This is a genomic window from Chishuiella changwenlii (genome assembly GCF_900142565.1).
In the GTDB taxonomy this organism is placed as follows: domain Bacteria; phylum Bacteroidota; class Bacteroidia; order Flavobacteriales; family Weeksellaceae; genus Empedobacter; species Empedobacter changwenlii.
In genome coordinates, this window is sequence record NZ_FRBH01000017.1 from 1 (window position 1) to 19,857 (window position 19,857).

The following is a 19,857-nucleotide window of genomic DNA, read 5'->3' on the forward strand; positions in this document are numbered from 1 at the left end:
AATGTTAGTATAATGAAGACTAATTTTATATATAATTTCATAATTTAATTAATGAGGTTTTTCAACGATAGATTGTACCTATTTATATAAGTATTTTTTCATTAAAATTTCTTTTCTTTTAATTTTTAGGAAATATAGTTTAAAAGTAATTAAGATTTCTGTAATAAAATATAGCTACACAATAAAACACAAAAGCCAGCATATAGCTGGCTTTTGGTTATTTTAAAATTAATATTTTCTTATTTATTCACGAGTAGGATGCTCGCGCTAGCTGAGGGGAGTTATTCTATATTGGGTTCAGGTAAGTCAGGAACATCATTGTATATAAATAATTTTTTTTCTTTTTGTTCCTTATAATTCAATCTTCTGTATTTATTATTCAAAACTTCAATTACAACATAACTTGGATGATACATATATATATTATCTTTTTTATAAGCTAATCCTGAGTATAAATCTTGATGTTTCAATTTATGCTTATTTTTAAATAAGACATTTTTATAAAAAACTAATAAATGATTTTTATATTCTTGGATGAATTCAACAGAATCATTATTATAATATTCACCTGTAGATATTTTTAAATAATTTATTCCTTGTTTCTCTTGATGAGCTATTGTATACAAATAATCTTTGTAAAATTCTGAATGACTATTATTCATAGAATCAATATTAGTATTAACGATTTCTAATATATAATCCTCTTTATTTTTTTTCATACAATTAAAAAGTGTAAAAAACAGTATTATAATATAAATATTTTTCATAAATTATTTTTTATTAATATTACTAATTGAACCTGGTGTCATTACCATTCCTGTTTTTATATGACCATCTCTATTAAGTTCTATTAGAGTATTACCTAACCCTTCATGAATAGTGAAAAATCTTGGTAATTTACGTCCTCCAGCTTCTATTACCTTTCTTTGTACAAACCTTCTAGTATTTTGATCTGCACCAAATTGATTACCTATTTTATCAGGGTTAGATCCAACGTATCCATCATGATTATGATAAAAAGCAATCAAATTTGAATAACCTCCTATCTTATTAATCATACTTCTAAATGTTTTACCTAAATCGTCAATCTCCATATTTGTTCCTATTAAATAATTCTCATTATTTCCATTATTTTCAAATCTCATTAAACCAAATTCAATATTTGAAAATGTATTTTTATTTAAAAAATTGAAGACATTAACAGCATCATTAACATTATTTGAATATCCTATTCTAACTTCACCCTTTTTAGCTCCTAAATTTGCATTTTCATTTCTAAAATTACCTAAATATCCATTTGCATTTGCTAAATCTCCAATAACACTGGTATCACTAGCTTTTTCTTTTTGTACAGTAACACTTTCATTTTTATTAATAGAGCCATCATTATTTGTAGCATACAAAGTATCTGATTTATCAGCTGTCTCTTTAATCAATTTTACTTGACCATTTTTCAATAATTGATAATCATGCTCTACTTGCATCCCATCAGGGTCGATAAAAAATACTGGATTATTAACGGCATAAGTATATGGAGATAACTCTTGATACTTCTCAGCCAGTGGATCTACATTAAACCATCTCCCAATCGCAGGGTCATAATTACGAGCACCGTAATCGTAAAGGTTAATATCTAAATCTGTTTGCAATTCTTTCCCATTATATTTATACTGGTAATTACTATTTCCAATTGTTGTAGGAGTATAACCTTTATGCTTCAATCCAAATGGATAATAATTGTTTTCTTCTAGTATTTTTAAAGAACCATTATTTTCCTTCTGATAACTTAAACGTACATTTCCTAAATGATCGGTATAATTGTAGACATATTGAAATTCATTTTCGCTACCCGATACATTTACATATCCTTCTGTTGTAGGAAAAAATTGTAATTTTGGATTAAAGTCAAATTTACCATTTCCTTTTTTATATTGAAATCCATCAATATAATACGTCTCAATAGGTTCTGACATTAAATTACGCTGTAATGTCTTCTTTAGCTTTACTCCATTAGCATCATATAGATAACTTATTTTATTCCCATTTTCCCAAAGAACTTCTATAGGTAAATTTAAGTCATTATAAGTTATTTTCGTAATTTCTTTGTTTAAATCTTTTATTAGATTTCCATTCAGGTCATAATCGTAGTCATCACCAGTTTTGTTTTTATCATCAAAACCATCTGGTCCAGTTATACGATCTGTAACAGCTAATAGCTTGTTAGAATGATTTTGATATGTATAAGCTAAATCATCTATTGGAAATACATTTCCATCTTTACTTTGACTATTTCTGTCTATACCTAAAATATTTCCATTTTTATCATAGCCTTTTATATGTTCATTGTATGTGTAATGAACTTGTGTTGAAGGATTAATAAAAGTTCCTTTTAGTAATCTGTTTAACCCGTCATAATTATACATATAACCTAAAATTCTTTCATTAGGCGATGTTTTCCAAAGAACTTCAGAAATATTACCATTGTATAATTTTTCTCCATTATAATAAGGATTGTTATACTTTATTCTAAATGAAAATAAATCATCATTAGTAACATCAATATTATTTATGTCTGTCATCCAACCACGAATGTTGTATTTATAATCAACAGTTTGTAATGGAGTAGAAACATTGTCGTTTCCAACTTTTTTAGATACTAATTGATTAATCTCGTTATACGAGTTTTGAGCAATGTACTCAACAGGACCATTGTTTATTTGATGTGTTTGTGATTTTAAGAGCTCATTATCATAATAATCAAATACTTCATTAATTGTTATTTCAGGAGTATTGATATCATCTAATTTATGTTTTGTAACTGTATTCAATGCTTTTCCTCTAAAATCTAAAGAAGAAGCAGAACTAGTATGTCCTTTTAAATAGTTTTCAGAATGAGAAGCGACTGGGCGTACATATTCTTTATCATAAAAAGTATAAGACTTGTTCCATGTTGCTGTTCCTAAAACATTGGTTAATGTCGCTACTGCTAGTCCTTTTGTTTTCGTATCACTTGCACCAATAACAGTTTGATTATCGATAGCTGATGGTAGAATTTCTAAGTTTTCGTAATTATCATAATAATTAACAGTTTGTACAGTTAAACTACCATTAGGAAATTGAGAGTTGGTATAATAAATAGTTGTACCATTATTGCTATAAACAGTCGAAGTTCTTTCCTCGTTATTAAGTGTTCTTTTACTGCTTAATGCTGATTGCATGGCACTTCTAGTAGCAGTGTTTTTAAAGAAACCAGAATAAACAATTCGCCCAAATTTATCATACTTAAAGAATGTCCAACCTTTGTTAGTTGCTGTTCGCTGATTGGCATCTTGTTGTAGAGTTAAACGATCTTGATTATCATAAACCATAAACTCTCTTCCTTTTCCTGGAAGCTGCTTTTCAACTAGTCTGTTTTTATCATCGTATTGGTATTGGTAACCTAATTCAGCTAAGTTATCTATGTAATTCCCAACTTCTATTAATTTTGGAGGAAGTACATACGTTAAATTCCCATAAACATCATACACATAATATGTATCATGTTTTCCAGATGAATTTAAAGGAGCGTCATCTTCTTGAAGAATATTAATTCGTTTTAAAATAACTCTTCCTTCTTGGTCTTTAAATTCTTGTATTGCCTGTCCATTTTCATCTGTGGTAACTGTTTTATAAAGCGTATTGGCTTGATAACTTCCATTTGGAACTAAACTTGGAACAAGAGTTTGTGAAAGTGATACATCGAAACGAAGAACATCATTTTCAGTATTTAATTCATACTTAAATCCTATTTCATGACTTGAACCTTTTTTCCATGATTCACCAGGTGCAGCTTGGAAAAGGACACGATTAAGAGGAGAATTCTCGAATGTTTTTTGAGAATAAGGTGTTGTATCACCTGTTAAAGTACCATAAAAAGAGGTTCCATCTGTTTGTGTACTTATTTTATTATCAGTTGATGATATAGGAAATGGCAAGAATTCTTTTTCTTGGCGTCCAAATCCATCATAATCAAAAGGAGTTATAATTGTTTTTCCAGTAGGAGAAGCAGCCACTTGTAAGGCTTGTTTTTCTCTACCTAAACCATCAAAATAAACAACAGTTTCTTTTTTCTTGCTACACGAAGCATTTAAACACTCTATAGTACGAACAAAGTTCTCGTTTAAAGTTGGCAATTCAGCTTCCTGACCATCAGGAATACCATTTCCATTGCTATCGATAAAAGCACGGAATGTTGAACCCGAAACAGATTTTACACTGAAACCAGGTGTCATTGTAATAGATACGGGATCTGTTATTGTTGAATTCTCCGCTGTTGGAGTATTTAAAACTTTTTGAGCAAAACTAAAACTAGATCCTACAAATAGTATTAAAAATAGGTTATAAAATTTTCTCATAGAATTTAGTTTTTATAGTTATATTGAAACGTTTTTAAAACTTCGTTTTTATCGTTTTTAATTTCTTCTAAACGATTTGCAGAATCATACGTATAATTTTCAGAAATACCATTTGCACCTGTAATAGTTGTTACACCTACTAATGGTTTGTAAACATAAGTTGTAATCATTGCATTTGGTAAAGCTGTACGTAAACCACTAAACGAATCTTTAGTTAGAGTTCCATTGTTACTTAAATTCTGTAGTGTAGAAACAAACTGTTCTACCTCAGAATAATTAGCCCCTTCTATTTTAGCAATAGGATATTGAGTGTTATATCCCCAAATAATAGCTACAGGAAGACTATTTTCTACTGTATATTGTGTTATATTTCCTTTAGCATCGTAACTATTATACACTATTTTACGATCTGTAGTTTGTGTGATTAAAATATCTTTTCCTTTTTTCTGAAAAACGGCAGATTTTTGTAAAAGTCCATAGAACTCATTGTATTGATTATGAACTTCTGATACATAAACGCTTCCAACTTGTTGTTTAGTGATAACAGGTTCTGAAATACGATTTTCATTAACCAAACGATTCATTTTAGTACTTTCAGGATAACCAGTTGTTAAATTAGAAGGATATTGATATTCAGTAGTAATATCATCGCCCTTGCTATTGCTAACAAGTTCTTTAATTGGTTTTAATTGGTTATAATCGTAAGAAAAACTTTTAACTTTCTCAATAAATTTATTATTATCTAAATAATCAATCTCTTTTGTTTGCATTAGTTTTATCCATGTACTTGGATAATGATAAGGATTTACATCAAATGTATGTACCTCTTGTCTAGAAGCATTCCCATAAGTAGAACGAATACTTAAATCCATTGCAGGATAAATATAGTCAGGAAATTCATTATCATATTTTGAAGAAAACTGATTAAAATAATTATCAAATTCATATGTATTAGAAATTGTTTTTACTATTTTATTGTTATCATTCTTATAGTCTTCATTTAATAATAATCCTCCCATATAACCATTGTAAGGACCTTGAATAAAAGGTAACTGAAATTCAGAATAACCTATTTTACTTGGAACAGAAAACTTTTTCTCTATCGTAAAAAATGAATTATCTTTTACATTAATTATTTTTTCTGTAACATTTGGATAGACAACAGATTTATTTTCTAATGCATATAAATTATAATAATTTTGACTTGACACATTTAAATATTCACAGAAAAAATTAGGATCTGGATTATACTCATGATAAGGTTTTCTAGTGTAGAAATTCATATTCATATCCCTACCTAAGAAATAACCACTAGATTCATTAGGTTTATCAAACTTTCTGTATATATATTGTTTTTTGTAAGTGTCTGTATTTTCATTTTCTTTTAAAACCAATTCTTTTACTCTAAGATTACCAGCATTTTTATTAACAGCAGGAATGTCTCTTTGTTTTAGAATCGTATAAGTAAGCCCAACGCTAGCAGGCACATTAAAAGTTAATTTAGGATTACCTCCAACACCATTCATTTCCTGATATATAAATTTAAAATCAAGAACATCTCCATTTTTTACATCAATTGAATTTTGTATATAAGGGCTTTGGTAAATATCATGTGGACCTTTATCATATAAAGTTCTTCTAAGAATATTATTTACATAAACTTCTACTTTATAATGACTAACTGTAGGAAGATCATTTGGAGGATTGAAATCTACTTTTTCCATTCCATCATAAAGAAACAGCAGTTTAGTTTCGTAAATGGTACTAGATTCTTCTATGACAAGTGTTTTTGTTACAGAACGTCTAATTTCAGAAGCAGTAGCAAATACTCCCAAATTTTTTTCTTCAGAATAAGTTTCTTTATAACCTTCTCCATAAGAGTCGTCTAACTCATACTGTATTTTTTGAAAACCACCTGTAGGAAATTTTATAGATTGTAAAGATCCAATAATTGCATCATTTAAATTAGGATTTTTATTAGCTCCGTCATATTTAGTTAGTACACCTAAATTATTAGTGTAAAAATTAGAAGAAGGAAGAAAATCCCCAGCAGAACTATAGCTTCCCCAATAATCTTCTTTTCCAGAAAATCTAGCAGGAAAATCTGTTTGTAAAGAATTTTGATTCACACCATAATAATCTAAAGTATAATTGGCATTTGTGAATCGTTCATTTACATTGAATAAGAATAATCGTTTACTAAAGTTTTCATTATACTTAGCTGCAATCTGAGATGGCGATTCAGAGGTAGTAAATGAAGATTCAAGAGAATAATCTTTGTATAATTTATTATTTTGATAGAATTTGACTGATTTTAATACTTTTCCTCCTTCAACTTCTTGATTATTATCTATGTAATCAAAAACAATTTTACCATTTGGATAATTAATTTCCTTTATTGTGTAATCAGTTACTTCTTGATGATTTCTATTAATTGAAGGCATTTTGCCATAATTTATACATAATCTAGTAGGATTTTTATCTGTATTAGAAGTTTTAAGATCTAAGCTTTTATTATAAGCAGACGTAAACTTATAATCATCTTTTACATAGCTAAATTCAATTACTTCATTTGTAACTAATTTTATTGAATCTAATCGAAACGCATAACCTATATTTTTTACATAAGGACCACTTATTCCACCATCATTAAGATTAGAATAAAGCGCATTATTAGAAATACTTCTATACTCAGCAAAATAGTATGTATTTCCTTTGTTATCAACTAGGGTTCTATTATTTAAAATCTTTAGATCGTCCTTAGGAATTGTATGGAAATTTCCTTGACTATCTTCTATAAAGCGACCAGAATTTGAAGCAAGAGAATAAATATAATAATCTCTATTTGCATCTAAAGAAGGAAAGTTACCTGTTATTTCTCCTTGAAATAAACCTGTTAATCTTCTAGCTATGCTATAATCACTATTTCCATTTGGAGAAGAAGTATCACCATCATTAGGGCTGAACTCGTAATACTTTTTATTTAAATTAACTTCTTGGACTAGATTATCAGAAACACCTCTAACATCTCTATTTAAAGAAATATTTCCCACATTTAGAACCCAACCAGTTCCAACTCTTCCACTTATTCCATTAACTTTTATACCTGTTGTAGAATAGTCTAATGAAATAGGTAAATTAAGAGACTTTAAGTTAACTGTCCCTAAATCAATTTTATATCCATAAGTACCTGTATAGGTTCCTGGAGGTAATTCAATATTCTTTAATAAAGCTGAATTCTCTGGAGTTTTTGGATATACTTCAGGTATGTAGGGTGAATTCTTTTGATTATTGTTATTCTGTGCACTCAGAAAGTTCACTATCCCTAAAAGAAATAGTAAGTATATTTTTTTCATGATTACTTTTTAATAATTTTAATAGATTCAGATTTGTTATCTGTTTTAATTTTTAAGATGTAAACACCACCAGGGTAACTTCCTAAAGAAATAGGAGTAGAACGGTATTTTACATTTTTGGTTTGTAGATGCTGTCCAGCAAGGTTATAAATTTCAATAGAAGAAGTAGTAAACTCTTTGTTGATAATTACATTTACAATATCCGAAGTTGGATTAGGATAAACCTCTACTGAGACACGTTTTACATCGTCTCCTTCTTTTCCTAATTTCACCAAATAAAAATCCGATTGACCTTTATTTCCTTTTGCTTGTTGAGTAGAATTTCCAAATAAAATAGTTGAACCATCACGTGTTGTGATTGCTTTTTCTAAATAATTAAATCCTTTTTCACCAAATTTCTTTTCCCAGATAGAAGTTCCATTCTTATCGAATGATTTTGTAATGTAATAACTTTCAATTTCGCCTGAAGTAGCTTCTTGTAAACTTGAAATTTTATTAGCAGTTAAAAGGAAATTATCATTTACATTTCTAATTTCAGTAATCGATAAATTATTTTCAACTTTTAATTCAGTTGTATGAGTTGGTTGAAGACTAAAATCTGTTTCAATAACTTTAGAAGCTGTTTTACTTCCATTTTTTTCGTTAATGGCAAACAGATAATGATCCTTCTTTTGCTCAGCAGAAATTAAATAATTTTCATTGTTTAAGCCAAGGCTATTTTCAGAACGAATATTTCCTTCATTATCAATTTCAACAATCCATGTTTTATTTCCGTTCTGCTCAACTGTTTTGTTTCCACTTGCAGGAGAATTAGAATTTCCTACGAGAATAAAACCATCTTTTGTTTGTAGAATAGATTTTACTTTATCATCATAAGCACCTCCATAGGTTTTCTCCCAAATAAGTTGACCTTTTTTATCGAGCTTAATCATATAATAATCGTTTCCACCGAAGTTTTCACTTTTCTTTAATTCAGATGGAGTAGAGTTAGAATTGGCAGCAACAAGGTATCCACTGTCTTCTGTAACTAAAATATCAGTTGGAATATCATTTCCATTTCCACCAAAAGCTTGTTGCCATTGTAAGTTACCATTAGCATCAATTTTAATAATCCAAATATCTTCAGCACCTTGGTTTTCGCTAGTTTTATCACCAGATTTACCAGAAGTAGAAGCACCAGCTAAGATATAACCACCATCTGGAGTAGGTTTAGCAGCATACAGAAAGTCAATTGCACTTCCACCAAAAGAATTTTGCCATTCTTGTTTTCCATTTTCGTCCATTTTCCATAGAAAATAGTCTAAACTTCCTTGATTATTTTTTTTGATGTCACCAGTAGCATCAGAAGCCGAACTTCCAAGAATAAGGAAACCATAATCTGGAGTAGGAATAGCATTATATAAATATTCAGCATGTTCTCCACCAATAGATTTTTCCCACACGACTTCTTGTGCAGAAATAGAAATCATTAAAAAGAGAGAACAAACAGAAAGTAAAGTTTTTCTCATGTTAGTTAGTTTTATTTTTTTCTAATTCTTCAATTCTTTTTTCTTGTTGAGCCATTTTTTCATTTTGAATTATAAGTGTTTTATTCTGCTCAATAATATAAAGTGTTAACTCTTCAATTTTTTGTAATAATAATTTTTGGCTTTCACCAACAGAAAGCCCATTCTCTATTACTTCTTTTTCAGAAGGAATATTTGGTAAATGACCTTTTTCTTTAATGTGTTGTTCCACTTCTTTTAATGTAGGTAAAGCATAGTTTTCTTTGAAAACATAATCAGCCCAACCATCCATGTCAACTTTTACTTCTTTAGAATGAATTGTTCCATTTACATCTAATTTATGTTTTGGATTAGGTGTTCCAATACCAACATTTCCATTTGAAATGGCTTTTATAGCAATTGAAGCAGTATTACTTGAATATAAATTACCTACATATAGAGACCATTCATCTGTTGTTGGTTGTAAATCAATTGTAGAAATATCATTACCAAAATCATTTAGTGGCTGCCAATTTGCATTTAAGTTTATTGAACGTATTTTAATATTAACTTTTAGTTCATCTGATGTCCCTAAAGTATTAATAGCTCTAATTCTAAAAGAATTATTTCCTCCATTTACATCTACTGTGAAATTACGTTTATTAAACTCTGTATAATCATTAGCATTTATTATACTAGCTTCTCTCCATTTATTAGGATTATAATGTGATGTTGCTGTCAGAAATGTATTTGCTGCAGCAATATTTCCTCTAGTGTATGAAATTGATATTTCAAAAAAACCTGAAGATGATGCATTTATTGGACTCGCAGCAGCAAAAACAATATAATCACCTTTTTTAAAATTACTTGCGAATGTAGCTGATGTTACAAATTCACTTGGGGCATATTGACCAAATGAATTTTTACTTATAAATAAGCAAATTAAAAGATAAATGTATTTCATTATTTATTTTATTTTTTCTAATTTCTTTATTCTATTATTTTGTTCTTCAATTTCTTTATTCTGCTCAATAATATAAAGTGTTAGCTCTTCAATTTTTTGAAGTAATTGAATTTGGAATTCACCGATGTTAACCCCTTCTTTTTCCATTTGCTTGGCAGAAGCTATTTCTGGCAAATGTTTTTTTTCTTTAATGTGTTGTTCAACTTCTTGTAAAGTGGGAAGTTTATAATCTTCTTCAAAAACAAAATCTGCAGTAGGTGATTCTGTTACTTTAATTTCTTTAGCTTCAAATTTCCCATATAGGACTGCATTTCCGTTACTGTTAAGATTAAGAATATGGTTGATAGTTCCACTATTGTCAATGTCATAAAAACTAAAACCTCCTGTTCCTCCTTGACCTCTATTAGAAATAAAACTAGCTTCGCCTTTTCCTCCAGATAAATTCCATCCAATTGCTACTTTTCCAGAATTAGCTATAGCATCTTTTATCTTATTTGGATTTCCGACAGCTACATCTAGGTTTGTTTCATGACCACCCATAATAACAAAGCCATTAATATCTAATTTAGCTTTAGGAGTTTCTGTTCCAATACCTATATTTCCATTATCTGAAAGTATTAGACGACTTCCTCCGCGCCAGTCATTTGTATAATTCCAAAATTGAAGACTATTTCCATATGCGCCTGTCATATTATAGATTCTCCAAGTCAATGAACTATCACCCGATTTTCTTGTATTTAATATAGATAAATATCCTCCTTCATCTGAATTTTGGCTTACACTAATACCTCTTTCAACTGATAATTTTTCATCAGGATTATTTATACCAATACCAACATTTCCAGTTGTGGGATTTGTAGTAGCTATAATTTGTGCAGACGGAGTTGCTAATTGTGCTAAAGCTATATTAGAGATTAAGCCAAGCAAAAAGTAAATTTTTTTCATATGATGTTATATTTTATCATTAACTATAAAAGCTATTTTTATGAAAAAATATAAAGTAAGCTGGATAAGATTATTTTATATTTAAGTAGAGTATTTTATAGTGTCATGTATTTTGCTGCAAATGTATACTAATGTTAATAGAAACTAAAAAATAAATCAATTTATTAATGTTGAAATAACTGTAATTTATCATGAACTGATTAAAAACAGTTAAACCGTATAAAGCACTGAATTATTTTAACTTAAAAAAAAGGTGTAATGAAGGTTTGTAATTTAAATAACCTATAAACAAATCATAAAAAAATAGCCTTAGAATAAATTCTAAGGCTATTTTTTTATGATTCAACTATTAATTAATATTGTATATCTATTAAAGATTTTATAGGAATTAAAACGTCATTTTTTATTTGTAGAAAACTTTCTGTTACAGACCAAACTGTTGTTTCGATTTTTTTAGGACCTTGATCCGTCTGAAATGTAATATATGCTTTAGATTTAAATTCATTACCTAATCTTACAGCTCCATTTAATTTTTCAGCTTCTACTGTAACTTCTCCTTTTGGAGCATCTAAAAATTTTAAATTTACTACTTCTTCTTTTTCAATAAGCTCTGCTTTCATCACTTTATAAATTTGAAATTATTTTATATTTTTTCTTAACACAATATGAATTTAATCATATTAATTAGATAAATCTAAACTTTTTATAGATTTTTTTCTAACCTAATTTTTTCAAATTATAAGCCAAATAATTAGCTAATTAAAACGTTTTTTTAATCTGTAAATAAACTTTATCTATAATAGAACATAATAATTAACTAAATTTGCAGAATGTCAGACGAAAAGAAATTTAAATCCGGTTTTGTAAATATCATAGGTAATCCTAATGTTGGAAAATCTACATTGATGAATGTTTTGATGAAAGAGCGCCTTGTAATTGCAACACATAAAGCGCAAACAACACGTCACCGTATAAAAGGTATTTTGACGGGAGAAGATTATCAAATTGTTTTTTCTGATACACCAGGTGTTTTAGATCCAGCATACGAATTACAAACAAAAATGATGGAAGCTGTAAAAGAATCCTTAGTTGATGCTGATGTTATTCTATACGTAGTAGAAATTGGAGAAAAAAGATTGAAAAATGAAGAAGTGTTTGAGCGTTTACAAAAAACATCAACACCAATTATTTTACTATTAAATAAAATTGATACTGCTACGCCTGATCGTCTGAATGAAGCTGTAGATTATTGGCACGAATTACTTCCTAAGGCTGAAATTTTACCTATTTCTGCAAAGGAAAATGTAAATGTTGATTTATTAATCAATAAAATAAAAGATATTATTCCAGAAGGACCACAATATTATCCAGATGATCAATTAACAGATCGTTCGGAACGTTTTATTGTGAATGAGGTTATTCGTGAGAAAATCTTATTAAACTATCAAAAAGAGATCCCTTATTCTGTCGAAATAGTAACAGAACGTTTTAAAGAAGATTTAAATTTGATTTCTATTGAATCTGAAATTTTTGTGGAACGTGATTCTCAAAAAGGAATTATAATTGGACATAAAGGTGAATCTTTATCAAAAGTAGGAAAAGAAGCTAGAGAAGAATTGGAGAAATTCTTTGATAAAAAGGTTTTCTTAAAACTATTTGTTAAAGTGAGAAAAGACTGGAGAAGTAAAGAAAATGATTTAAGAAGATTTGGTTACTAATCTCTAAAATAAAAATACAAGCGTTGATTTATCAACGCTTTTTTTATTTCAAGTAGAAAAATAGTATTTTAACGCAACCTATATAATTTTTTGTCATCTATAAATGGGAAATTGTATCTAAATGAAGTATCTATATTTTTTATTTTTTTGCTTATTTATTAGTTTTTGTAATGCACAGACGCAAAAAGAATGCGATGAATTGCTTATTAAGGCAATTAATGAAAGAGCAGAAAATAATTTTGGAGAGTCTTTAGAGCTGTTATTAAAAGTTAAAAACCGTTCTCAGCAAAAGAATTGGAATAAGCAGTTGTTTTTGGCAATAAACAACATTGGTGTAAATTATTACCTGATGCTGGATTATGGTGAGGCAATAGATAATTATTTGGAAGCCTATAAAATTGCATTGAAGAATGCAGATTCTAACGAAGAAATGATTGTACTGAATAACATCGCAATTCTATATTCAAAAGAAAGACAATTTGCCAAAGCGGAAGAATATTTTTTAAGAGCTTATAAAATAGCCTTAGGGAAAAAAGAATCTTTAAAAATTGGTTTGTACGCTATTAATTTAGCTACTGTAGCTAATGAACAAAATCAAATTAAAAAAGCCAAAAAATATCTTACGAGAGCTATCCCGTTATTAAAAAGTAATAACGAATTATTGTTGATGGCAGAAATAGCCGAAGCCAATAATTTTTATCTAGCAAAACAACACCAAAAAGCAAAAGAAATTGCTTTAAAACTTTTTTATACTGCTCAAAAATCATCTAATATAGAAGCCAAAAGTTCTATTTTAATTCTATTAGCTCAAATTTTTCAAGAAGAAAAGAATATTAGTCGTGCAACAGATTATATTAATTTATTACTGAAAGATGATAATATGAGTGTCGAAAATAAAAAAGATGCTTATAAATTGATGGCTCAATTAAGTTTTGATGCTCAGAAGTATAATCAGGCTATTTTATACAAAGATTCTGTTATGTTTACAATGGATTCTATCAATAAAATAAAAAATGGGCGTTTATTCGAAAATAGTAAGATAAAGTTCGAGGCTCAGAATTTTCAACAAAAACTTTCCGAAAGCACACAACAATTAAAAACAGAACGTAAGCTATTTTATGGTTTCATAATAGGATTAATTTTATTATTAATGCTTGTTTTCTGGGCAATTAGAAATCATTTTATAAAGCTTAATCAAAGAAAAATTATTGCTGAACGTAATCAGCAGATTATTGAGTTAGAATTATTGCAAGAGAAAAATGAAAAATTACTTTTAGAACAAACTTTACAAGAACATAATGTTTCATCAGGATTAAATGAGGAGCGTTTACGTGGTGAAATAGAATTAAAAAATAAACAACTTACTTCGAAAGCATTAAGCGTTGCCGCTCGAAATAATTTAATAGAAGATATTATTGCTCATTTTTCTAATTTTAACGAAGTAAGAGGAAATCCAATTTTAGAGAATAAAGTAAGAGAACTAAAAAATCATCTGAAAAAAGATTCAGAATGGGATCATTTTTTTAATCATTTTGATGAGGTGAATCAAGGGTTTTTAAAAAGACTAAAAGAAGCTCATTCATATCTTAATGCAAACGATCTTCGATTTATTTCTTATTTATATATGAATCTTACAATAAAAGAAATTTCGTCTTTATTTAACATCACGCCAGAAGCTTGTAGAAAAAGAAAAGAACGAATTTCTAAGAAAATGAATCTATCTGCTGAAGAAGATTTATATTTCTATTTATCAAACATTTAGAAAAAATGTCACACTATTTCCTTGTTGTTGTCTTGTTATTTCTAAATTAATAATTTGTTACCACTCCTTTTTTATTAAACTTTATCTTAAAGATTAACACATGAGGAGATTTACACTTTTATTAATAACTTGTTTTGCTACATTACAACAAGCAAATGCACAAGTTGAACTTATTGGTTCGCACGAATATGGGCGAATGTTTGATTTAACATATGATTACAAAATAGAGAATAGAATCTATGCGCTTACAGGAGGAAATCATATCACAGTATCAAACGATAATGGAAAAACATGGGATATTTTATATTCACATCAAGATGGAGATATACAAGGTTTAAAGTATAATCAATCAAGTAATACATTAAGTTTCTTTTCTAGAAACTCTATGCAAGCTCAAGATGCATTATTTGTTTACAGTTTAGAAACCAATAAACTTGTTAAAGAATTTATTTTGCCTGTTCAGCCCGCAGACGGACAATGGATAAGTGCGTATGATCTTTATGATCAAGATACAAATAGAGCAATCGTTATTCAGGGTTTTAAAATTGGTTTTGATAATTATTCTAAAGTTCAGTACACAACAGATGGAGGGAACTCTTGGAAAGAAGTATATTTTACAGTTGAGAACAATAATATCTTTCCAACACGAGTAGCGATTGCCCACGATAATCCAAATAAGTTATTTATAACATTAGGAAACGGTAATTCAGGCATTTCGGGAGGATTATTAATTTCAGAAGATAATAGTGAAACATGGGAAGATAAACTACCAAATGTTGCATTAGGACCAATAACAATAAATCCAGTAAATGCGAATGAGATTTATGTTGGAACAACTATAACATTTGGTCAACAGCCAGAAAATTTATATAAATCTATAGATGGTGGTAATACATGGAATATTGTTCCAATTGCTTGGAATGATTATTTATTAAATGATATTGTTTCAATTAATATAAATCCACATCATCCTCAAGACGTATTTGTTTTCGAGGAAAACGAAGTTATTCGTTCTGCAGATGGTGGTAATACATGGGATAAGTTTATTTACGAAAATGCAGCAGATAATGTAGAAGACTATTATTATGGAACAAACTCTTCTTTTAACCCGTTCAATGAGAATGAACTTGTTGTAACGGCTAATTATTATCCATTATTTTCTTCAAATAAAGGAACAGCTTTTACAAGAATTAAATCGCCTTACTTTTTTACATCAGGAAGTATTCAGTTAGTTAAAAATGAGACTGAACAACATTTATATTTTGGGTTGCAATCTGGTTACTTACACACTGATTTATCTACCAATCAAAATACAGAATACAATGTCTTACCATTAAATTATTCTAGTCTTGGTGGAGTTGGAGTAATTGCAGATAAAGAGAAAGTAGGTAAAGTATTTCAGTTTTCTGGTGGATTCATGGGGAGAGATTTAGCAGTTAGTACAGATCATGGTTTAAATACATCAAATATCTACAATACATTTAAAACTACATTAGATGGAATAAAATCTGTAGATGATAATAAAGTTTTAGTTGGTGTTTCATCTTTAGGTTTAGAAAGTGAATTAGTTTTAATAGATTATACCGATTTGCAAAATGTTCAAACAACAGCTATTATTCCACCAAAAATGGATGGGTCAATTCGTAATATTTTTATTGATGAGGTGAATAATCAACAATTGTTAATATCTCAACAAGAAGGTTTATATAAAAGTTTAGATTTTGGAACGACTTGGACTGCATTAACAAATGGATTAGAGGATTTCTCTGAATCAGATTTAATTTTTAAAGTAGTTAAAAATCCTTTAAACAAAGATCAATATACATTTACATCTAATTTAGGAATTTTTACATCTTTAGATAAAGGAGAAAACTGGCAAAAAATTAATGATGAATTATTTTTTAATGTTGTGCATTCTCCATTAAACCCACAACAGCTAGTCGCTATTTCTCACGATTCAAATTTATCACAATTCAGAATTGTTTTTTCTGGTGATAGTGGAAAAACATGGAAAGAAGTAGATAGAGAAGAATTATTTAATCTAAAAACATCTAATACATTTACATCTTCAGATTTTAATTTTATAGAGAATGCTGTAGAAATATTTGTAACAACATCAGATTTAGGAATTGTAAAATACACATTAGATTTAAAAACACTAGGTCTTTCAGATCCAGAAATTATAACATCAAAGTCAACTATTATTTATCCTAATCCAGTTGTGGATTATTTAAATATAAAATTAAGTGATAAACAACAATTAAGTTCATTAGAGATTTATAACTTAAACGGAAATAAAGTTTTTACAAGTAATAAAAATAATGTAGATATTTCTGTTTTAACAAAAGGAATTTATTTAGTAAAAATAAAACTAAGTAATGGAAAAGTAGAAACACATAAATTAATAAAAAAGTAAAGCACTTTTTTAAATTATAATAATTCGCTTAGAATTCTTACTTAAATTCCCGATCTAGTATCGGGAATTTTTTGTTATCATAAAGAGAAACTTATTTTAAAATTGTAAATTTGAGTAACTACAAAAGCACAAATAAATTATGATGACTAAAATATTATTTCCAACAGACTTCTCAGAAACCGCAAATAATGCATTTTTGTATGCAGTGCAACTTGCCAAAAAAATGAATGCAGATATTAAAATTATCTCTGTTCAATCTAATCTTAAAAACTATTTAAATACGACAGAAGAAGATTTCAAAAATCATATCAATCAATTAAAAGAAACAGCTATTCATAATAATTTAATTAATGTTAATATAGAAAGTGATATTGTAATAGGAGATTTATTATTAACAATTTTAGATATTATAGAGAAAGAGAACATAGAGTTTGTTGTAATGGGAACAAATGGAGAAAATAGTTTTGGTAAAAAATTATTTGGTTCTAATACTGTAAATGTTATCAATAATTCACCAATTCCTGTTTTTGCAATTCCGAATAATATTCAATTTAAAGAAGAAAGTAATTTAGCCTATGCTACACTTTTTAATAATGATGAAAATACGGCTTTACAAGAAATGGTTCAAATCGCAGATTTGTTTGCTAAAAAACTAAACATTGTTCATGTAGAAAATGAACTAATGACAAATGAAATGGTTGAAACAAGAAACAATTGGCAATTACAATATCCTAACTTAACAATCACTATGGAAAAGAGTGAAGATGTTGAAACAGGATTATTAAATTTTACAACTCAAAAAGAAATAGATGTTTTAGGAGTTTATCATAGAGATTCATCTTTTTTCGACAGATTATTTTCAGAAAATCACAGTAGTAATCTAATTAACTTAGGAAATGTAGCATTAGTTGTTTTTTAGAGCAAATTTATTGGCTAAATTTTTGAGATTTTCATAAAATGACCGAACAACAAAAAATACAAAACTTAAAAAAGCATAAAGCTATTGCAACAGGATTATTCTTCGTAATGGCTTTAGTGTATTTTTTAATGGTTTATCTAAGTACACAATTTTCTGTAAGCTGGATAGGGTATGTAGAAGCATTCGCAGAAGCAGCAATGGTTGGCGCGCTTGCAGACTGGTTTGCAGTAACAGCATTGTTTCGTTATCCACTTGGGTTAAAAATTCCACATACCAATCTTATAGAGAATAGTAAAAATGCAATTGGAGACAATTTAGGACAATTCGTAACAGGAAATTTTCTTACTCCAGCAACAATACGTCCTTATATAGAAAAGTTAGAAGTTGTAAAATATGTCTCAGATTGGTTAAATAAAACAAGCAATCAAGAAATGTTGCAACAAGAGCTAATCAACTTTGCGAAAAAAGTAATAAAAGATTTAGACGATAAAGATGTTGTAGATTTCATGACTTTAAAAGGAGAGGAGATTCTAAAACAATTCAATTTACAAGAATTAGCTTCATCTAGTTTAGAGTATATCTTAGAAAAACAGAAACACGACGATATATTAGAAGCTATTATCCCAAAAGCAAAAGAATATATTGCTCAAAGTGATATTATCATTAAAGATAAAATTAACGAGAAGCATCCAGTTATTTCATTTTTTGCAGGTAGAAAAATATCTAAAGGAGTAGTAGAAGGAGTAATTAGTTTGTTAGATGAAATTGAAAATGATAAAGAACATCCAATACGCCTTAATATAGAGAAGCTAATTCAAGATAATATTGAGAATATAAAACAATCACCAGATTGGAAACTTAAATTAGAAGCTCTTCGAGACGATTTCATTACACAAGAAAGACTAGAAGAATATGCATCAGACTTGTGGTTAACATTAAAACAATCATTAACAGATAGTTTCGATAATCAACAGTCTGTACTGCAAAATTATATTCAAAAAAACATCGATAAATTGGCTTACAATCTATCTCATAATCAAGAAATGATTTTTAAAATAAATGGTTGGGTACGTCATTTCCTTTACCGCATGATTCTTAGAAATGTTAAAGAAGTAGAAAGTCTAATTAGTAATACAGTCGACAAGTGGGAAGGAAAACAACTTAGCGAGAAATTAGAATTAGAAGTAGGGAAGGACCTTCAATTCATTCGTATTAACGGAACTTTGGTTGGTGGATTAGTCGGTTTAATAATTTATGCAGTAACTCAACTTATCTTTCATTAAGCTGAAGTCTTTTTATATTTTTGAATAATACGCAACACATAGTGTTGCTCACTTCCCGAGTTGTTAACTTCAAAGTATTTTGCGAAGCCAACTTTTTGGGGAAGTTGTCATCACAAAATAATCATGTCATTTTATCCATATACTAGAAACTAGAAATGAGAAGTTAGATTTTAGTTTTAAGCTATAAGATTATAAGGAGTAAGGTTTGTTTTGAATAGTTACACTTATGTTCTCTGCGTAATCTTTGTGTTCTTTGCGGTTAAATAATATAGAAGTTAGATTTTAGTTTTAAGATGTAAGACTATAAGATATAAGGCTTGTTTTGTCATAACTGTCGAAGCATCATTACCTATTTTTCCATCTTAAATCTCCAATCTCGCATCTCGTTTAATATTAAAAACACTTTATATTCTCTTTCTTTTCTTCCTTTTTTCTTCTCTCTCATATCTTAAATCTCATCTCTCACATCTATTTCCAAAAAAGTTTAAAAAATATTCTACGGTTATTCAGTTAGTTAGGCGAAAAATGTAAATTAATTGTAAAGTTGATTTGGAAAAACGGAATATTGAGTTGTATATTTGCACTCCCAATACGAAAGAAGAGTAGTATTGTAGGA

At 28.4% G+C, this 19,857-nt stretch carries 12 protein-coding genes; 5 read left to right on the forward strand and 7 right to left on the reverse strand.

The window, feature by feature from the left end; translation table 11 throughout:
* Positions 1-281 precede the first annotated feature (281 nt).
* The 7 genes from BUA86_RS15570 to BUA86_RS15600 form a co-directional block, all read right to left on the reverse strand.
* Positions 282-719, reverse strand: a complete 438-nt coding sequence (locus tag BUA86_RS15570) for a hypothetical protein (protein ID WP_072934081.1) — start codon at positions 717-719, stop codon at positions 282-284.
* 51 nt (positions 720-770) lie between these two features.
* A complete protein-coding gene (locus BUA86_RS15575; RefSeq protein WP_072934082.1) occupies positions 771-4,394 on the reverse strand; it encodes a DUF6443 domain-containing protein in 3,624 nt (1,207 codons plus the stop codon).
* A gap of 5 nt (positions 4,395-4,399) precedes the next feature.
* Positions 4,400-7,750 (reverse strand): hypothetical protein, encoded by a 3,351-nt coding sequence (locus BUA86_RS15580; protein ID WP_143147349.1) that lies wholly within the window; start codon positions 7,748-7,750, stop codon positions 4,400-4,402.
* 2 nt (positions 7,751-7,752) lie between these two features.
* Positions 7,753-9,258 carry a T9SS type A sorting domain-containing protein gene (locus BUA86_RS15585; protein ID WP_072934084.1) on the reverse strand — a complete coding sequence of 502 codons (1,506 nt, stop codon included), beginning with the start codon at positions 9,256-9,258 and terminating at the stop codon, positions 7,753-7,755.
* 1 nt (position 9,259) lies between these two features.
* A complete protein-coding gene (locus BUA86_RS15590) occupies positions 9,260-10,198 on the reverse strand; it encodes a hypothetical protein (RefSeq protein WP_072934085.1) in 939 nt (312 codons plus the stop codon).
* 3 nt (positions 10,199-10,201) lie between these two features.
* A complete protein-coding gene (locus tag BUA86_RS16330) occupies positions 10,202-11,143 on the reverse strand; it encodes a hypothetical protein (protein ID WP_072934086.1) in 942 nt (313 codons plus the stop codon).
* A 353-nt stretch (positions 11,144-11,496) separates the two neighbouring features.
* Positions 11,497-11,763 carry a hypothetical protein gene (locus BUA86_RS15600; RefSeq protein WP_178300434.1) on the reverse strand — a complete coding sequence of 89 codons (267 nt, stop codon included), beginning with the start codon at positions 11,761-11,763 and terminating at the stop codon, positions 11,497-11,499.
* 210 nt (positions 11,764-11,973) lie between these two features.
* On the opposite strand from BUA86_RS15600, the gene era reads away from it, so the two are divergent.
* From era to BUA86_RS15625, 5 genes are all read left to right on the forward strand, one after another.
* A complete protein-coding gene (gene era / locus BUA86_RS15605) occupies positions 11,974-12,861 on the forward strand; it encodes a GTPase Era (RefSeq protein ID WP_072934088.1) in 888 nt (295 codons plus the stop codon).
* Positions 12,862-13,060: 199 nt separating this feature from the next.
* Complete coding sequence (locus BUA86_RS15610) at positions 13,061-14,623, forward strand: tetratricopeptide repeat protein (protein WP_178300435.1); 1,563 nt, start codon at positions 13,061-13,063, stop codon at positions 14,621-14,623.
* Between the two features lie 100 nt (positions 14,624-14,723).
* On the forward strand, positions 14,724-17,039 hold the full coding sequence (locus BUA86_RS15615; protein WP_072934090.1) for a T9SS type A sorting domain-containing protein: 2,316 nt from the start codon (positions 14,724-14,726) through the stop codon (positions 17,037-17,039).
* 139 nt (positions 17,040-17,178) lie between these two features.
* Positions 17,179-17,958, forward strand: coding sequence for a universal stress protein (locus tag BUA86_RS15620; protein WP_072934091.1), 780 nt, complete (start codon positions 17,179-17,181; stop codon positions 17,956-17,958).
* 38 nt (positions 17,959-17,996) lie between these two features.
* The gene (locus tag BUA86_RS15625; RefSeq protein ID WP_072934092.1) at positions 17,997-19,241 is read left to right on the forward strand and encodes a DUF445 domain-containing protein; all 1,245 of its coding nucleotides are present in this window, start codon (positions 17,997-17,999) and stop codon (positions 19,239-19,241) included.
* Positions 19,242-19,857 lie beyond the last annotated feature (616 nt).

Excerpts from the sequence above, each read along its gene's own strand:
- BUA86_RS15570 (WP_072934081.1), bottom strand. The coding sequence starts at position 719 with ATGAAAAAAAATAAAGAGGATTATATATTAGAAATCGTTAATACTAAT.
- BUA86_RS15575 (WP_072934082.1), bottom strand. The coding sequence starts at position 4,394 with ATGAGAAAATTTTATAACCTATTTTTAATACTATTTGTAGGATCTAGT.
- BUA86_RS15580 (WP_143147349.1), bottom strand. The coding sequence starts at position 7,750 with ATGAAAAAAATATACTTACTATTTCTTTTAGGGATAGTGAACTTTCTG.
- BUA86_RS15585 (WP_072934084.1), bottom strand. The coding sequence starts at position 9,258 with ATGAGAAAAACTTTACTTTCTGTTTGTTCTCTCTTTTTAATGATTTCT.
- BUA86_RS15590 (WP_072934085.1), bottom strand. The coding sequence starts at position 10,198 with ATGAAATACATTTATCTTTTAATTTGCTTATTTATAAGTAAAAATTCA.
- BUA86_RS16330 (WP_072934086.1), bottom strand. The coding sequence starts at position 11,143 with ATGAAAAAAATTTACTTTTTGCTTGGCTTAATCTCTAATATAGCTTTA.
- BUA86_RS15600 (WP_178300434.1), bottom strand. The coding sequence starts at position 11,763 with ATGAAAGCAGAGCTTATTGAAAAAGAAGAAGTAGTAAATTTAAAATTT.
- era (WP_072934088.1), top strand. The coding sequence starts at position 11,974 with ATGTCAGACGAAAAGAAATTTAAATCCGGTTTTGTAAATATCATAGGT.
- BUA86_RS15615 (WP_072934090.1), top strand. The coding sequence starts at position 14,724 with ATGAGGAGATTTACACTTTTATTAATAACTTGTTTTGCTACATTACAA.
- BUA86_RS15620 (WP_072934091.1), top strand. The coding sequence starts at position 17,179 with ATGATGACTAAAATATTATTTCCAACAGACTTCTCAGAAACCGCAAAT.
- BUA86_RS15625 (WP_072934092.1), top strand. The coding sequence starts at position 17,997 with ATGACCGAACAACAAAAAATACAAAACTTAAAAAAGCATAAAGCTATT.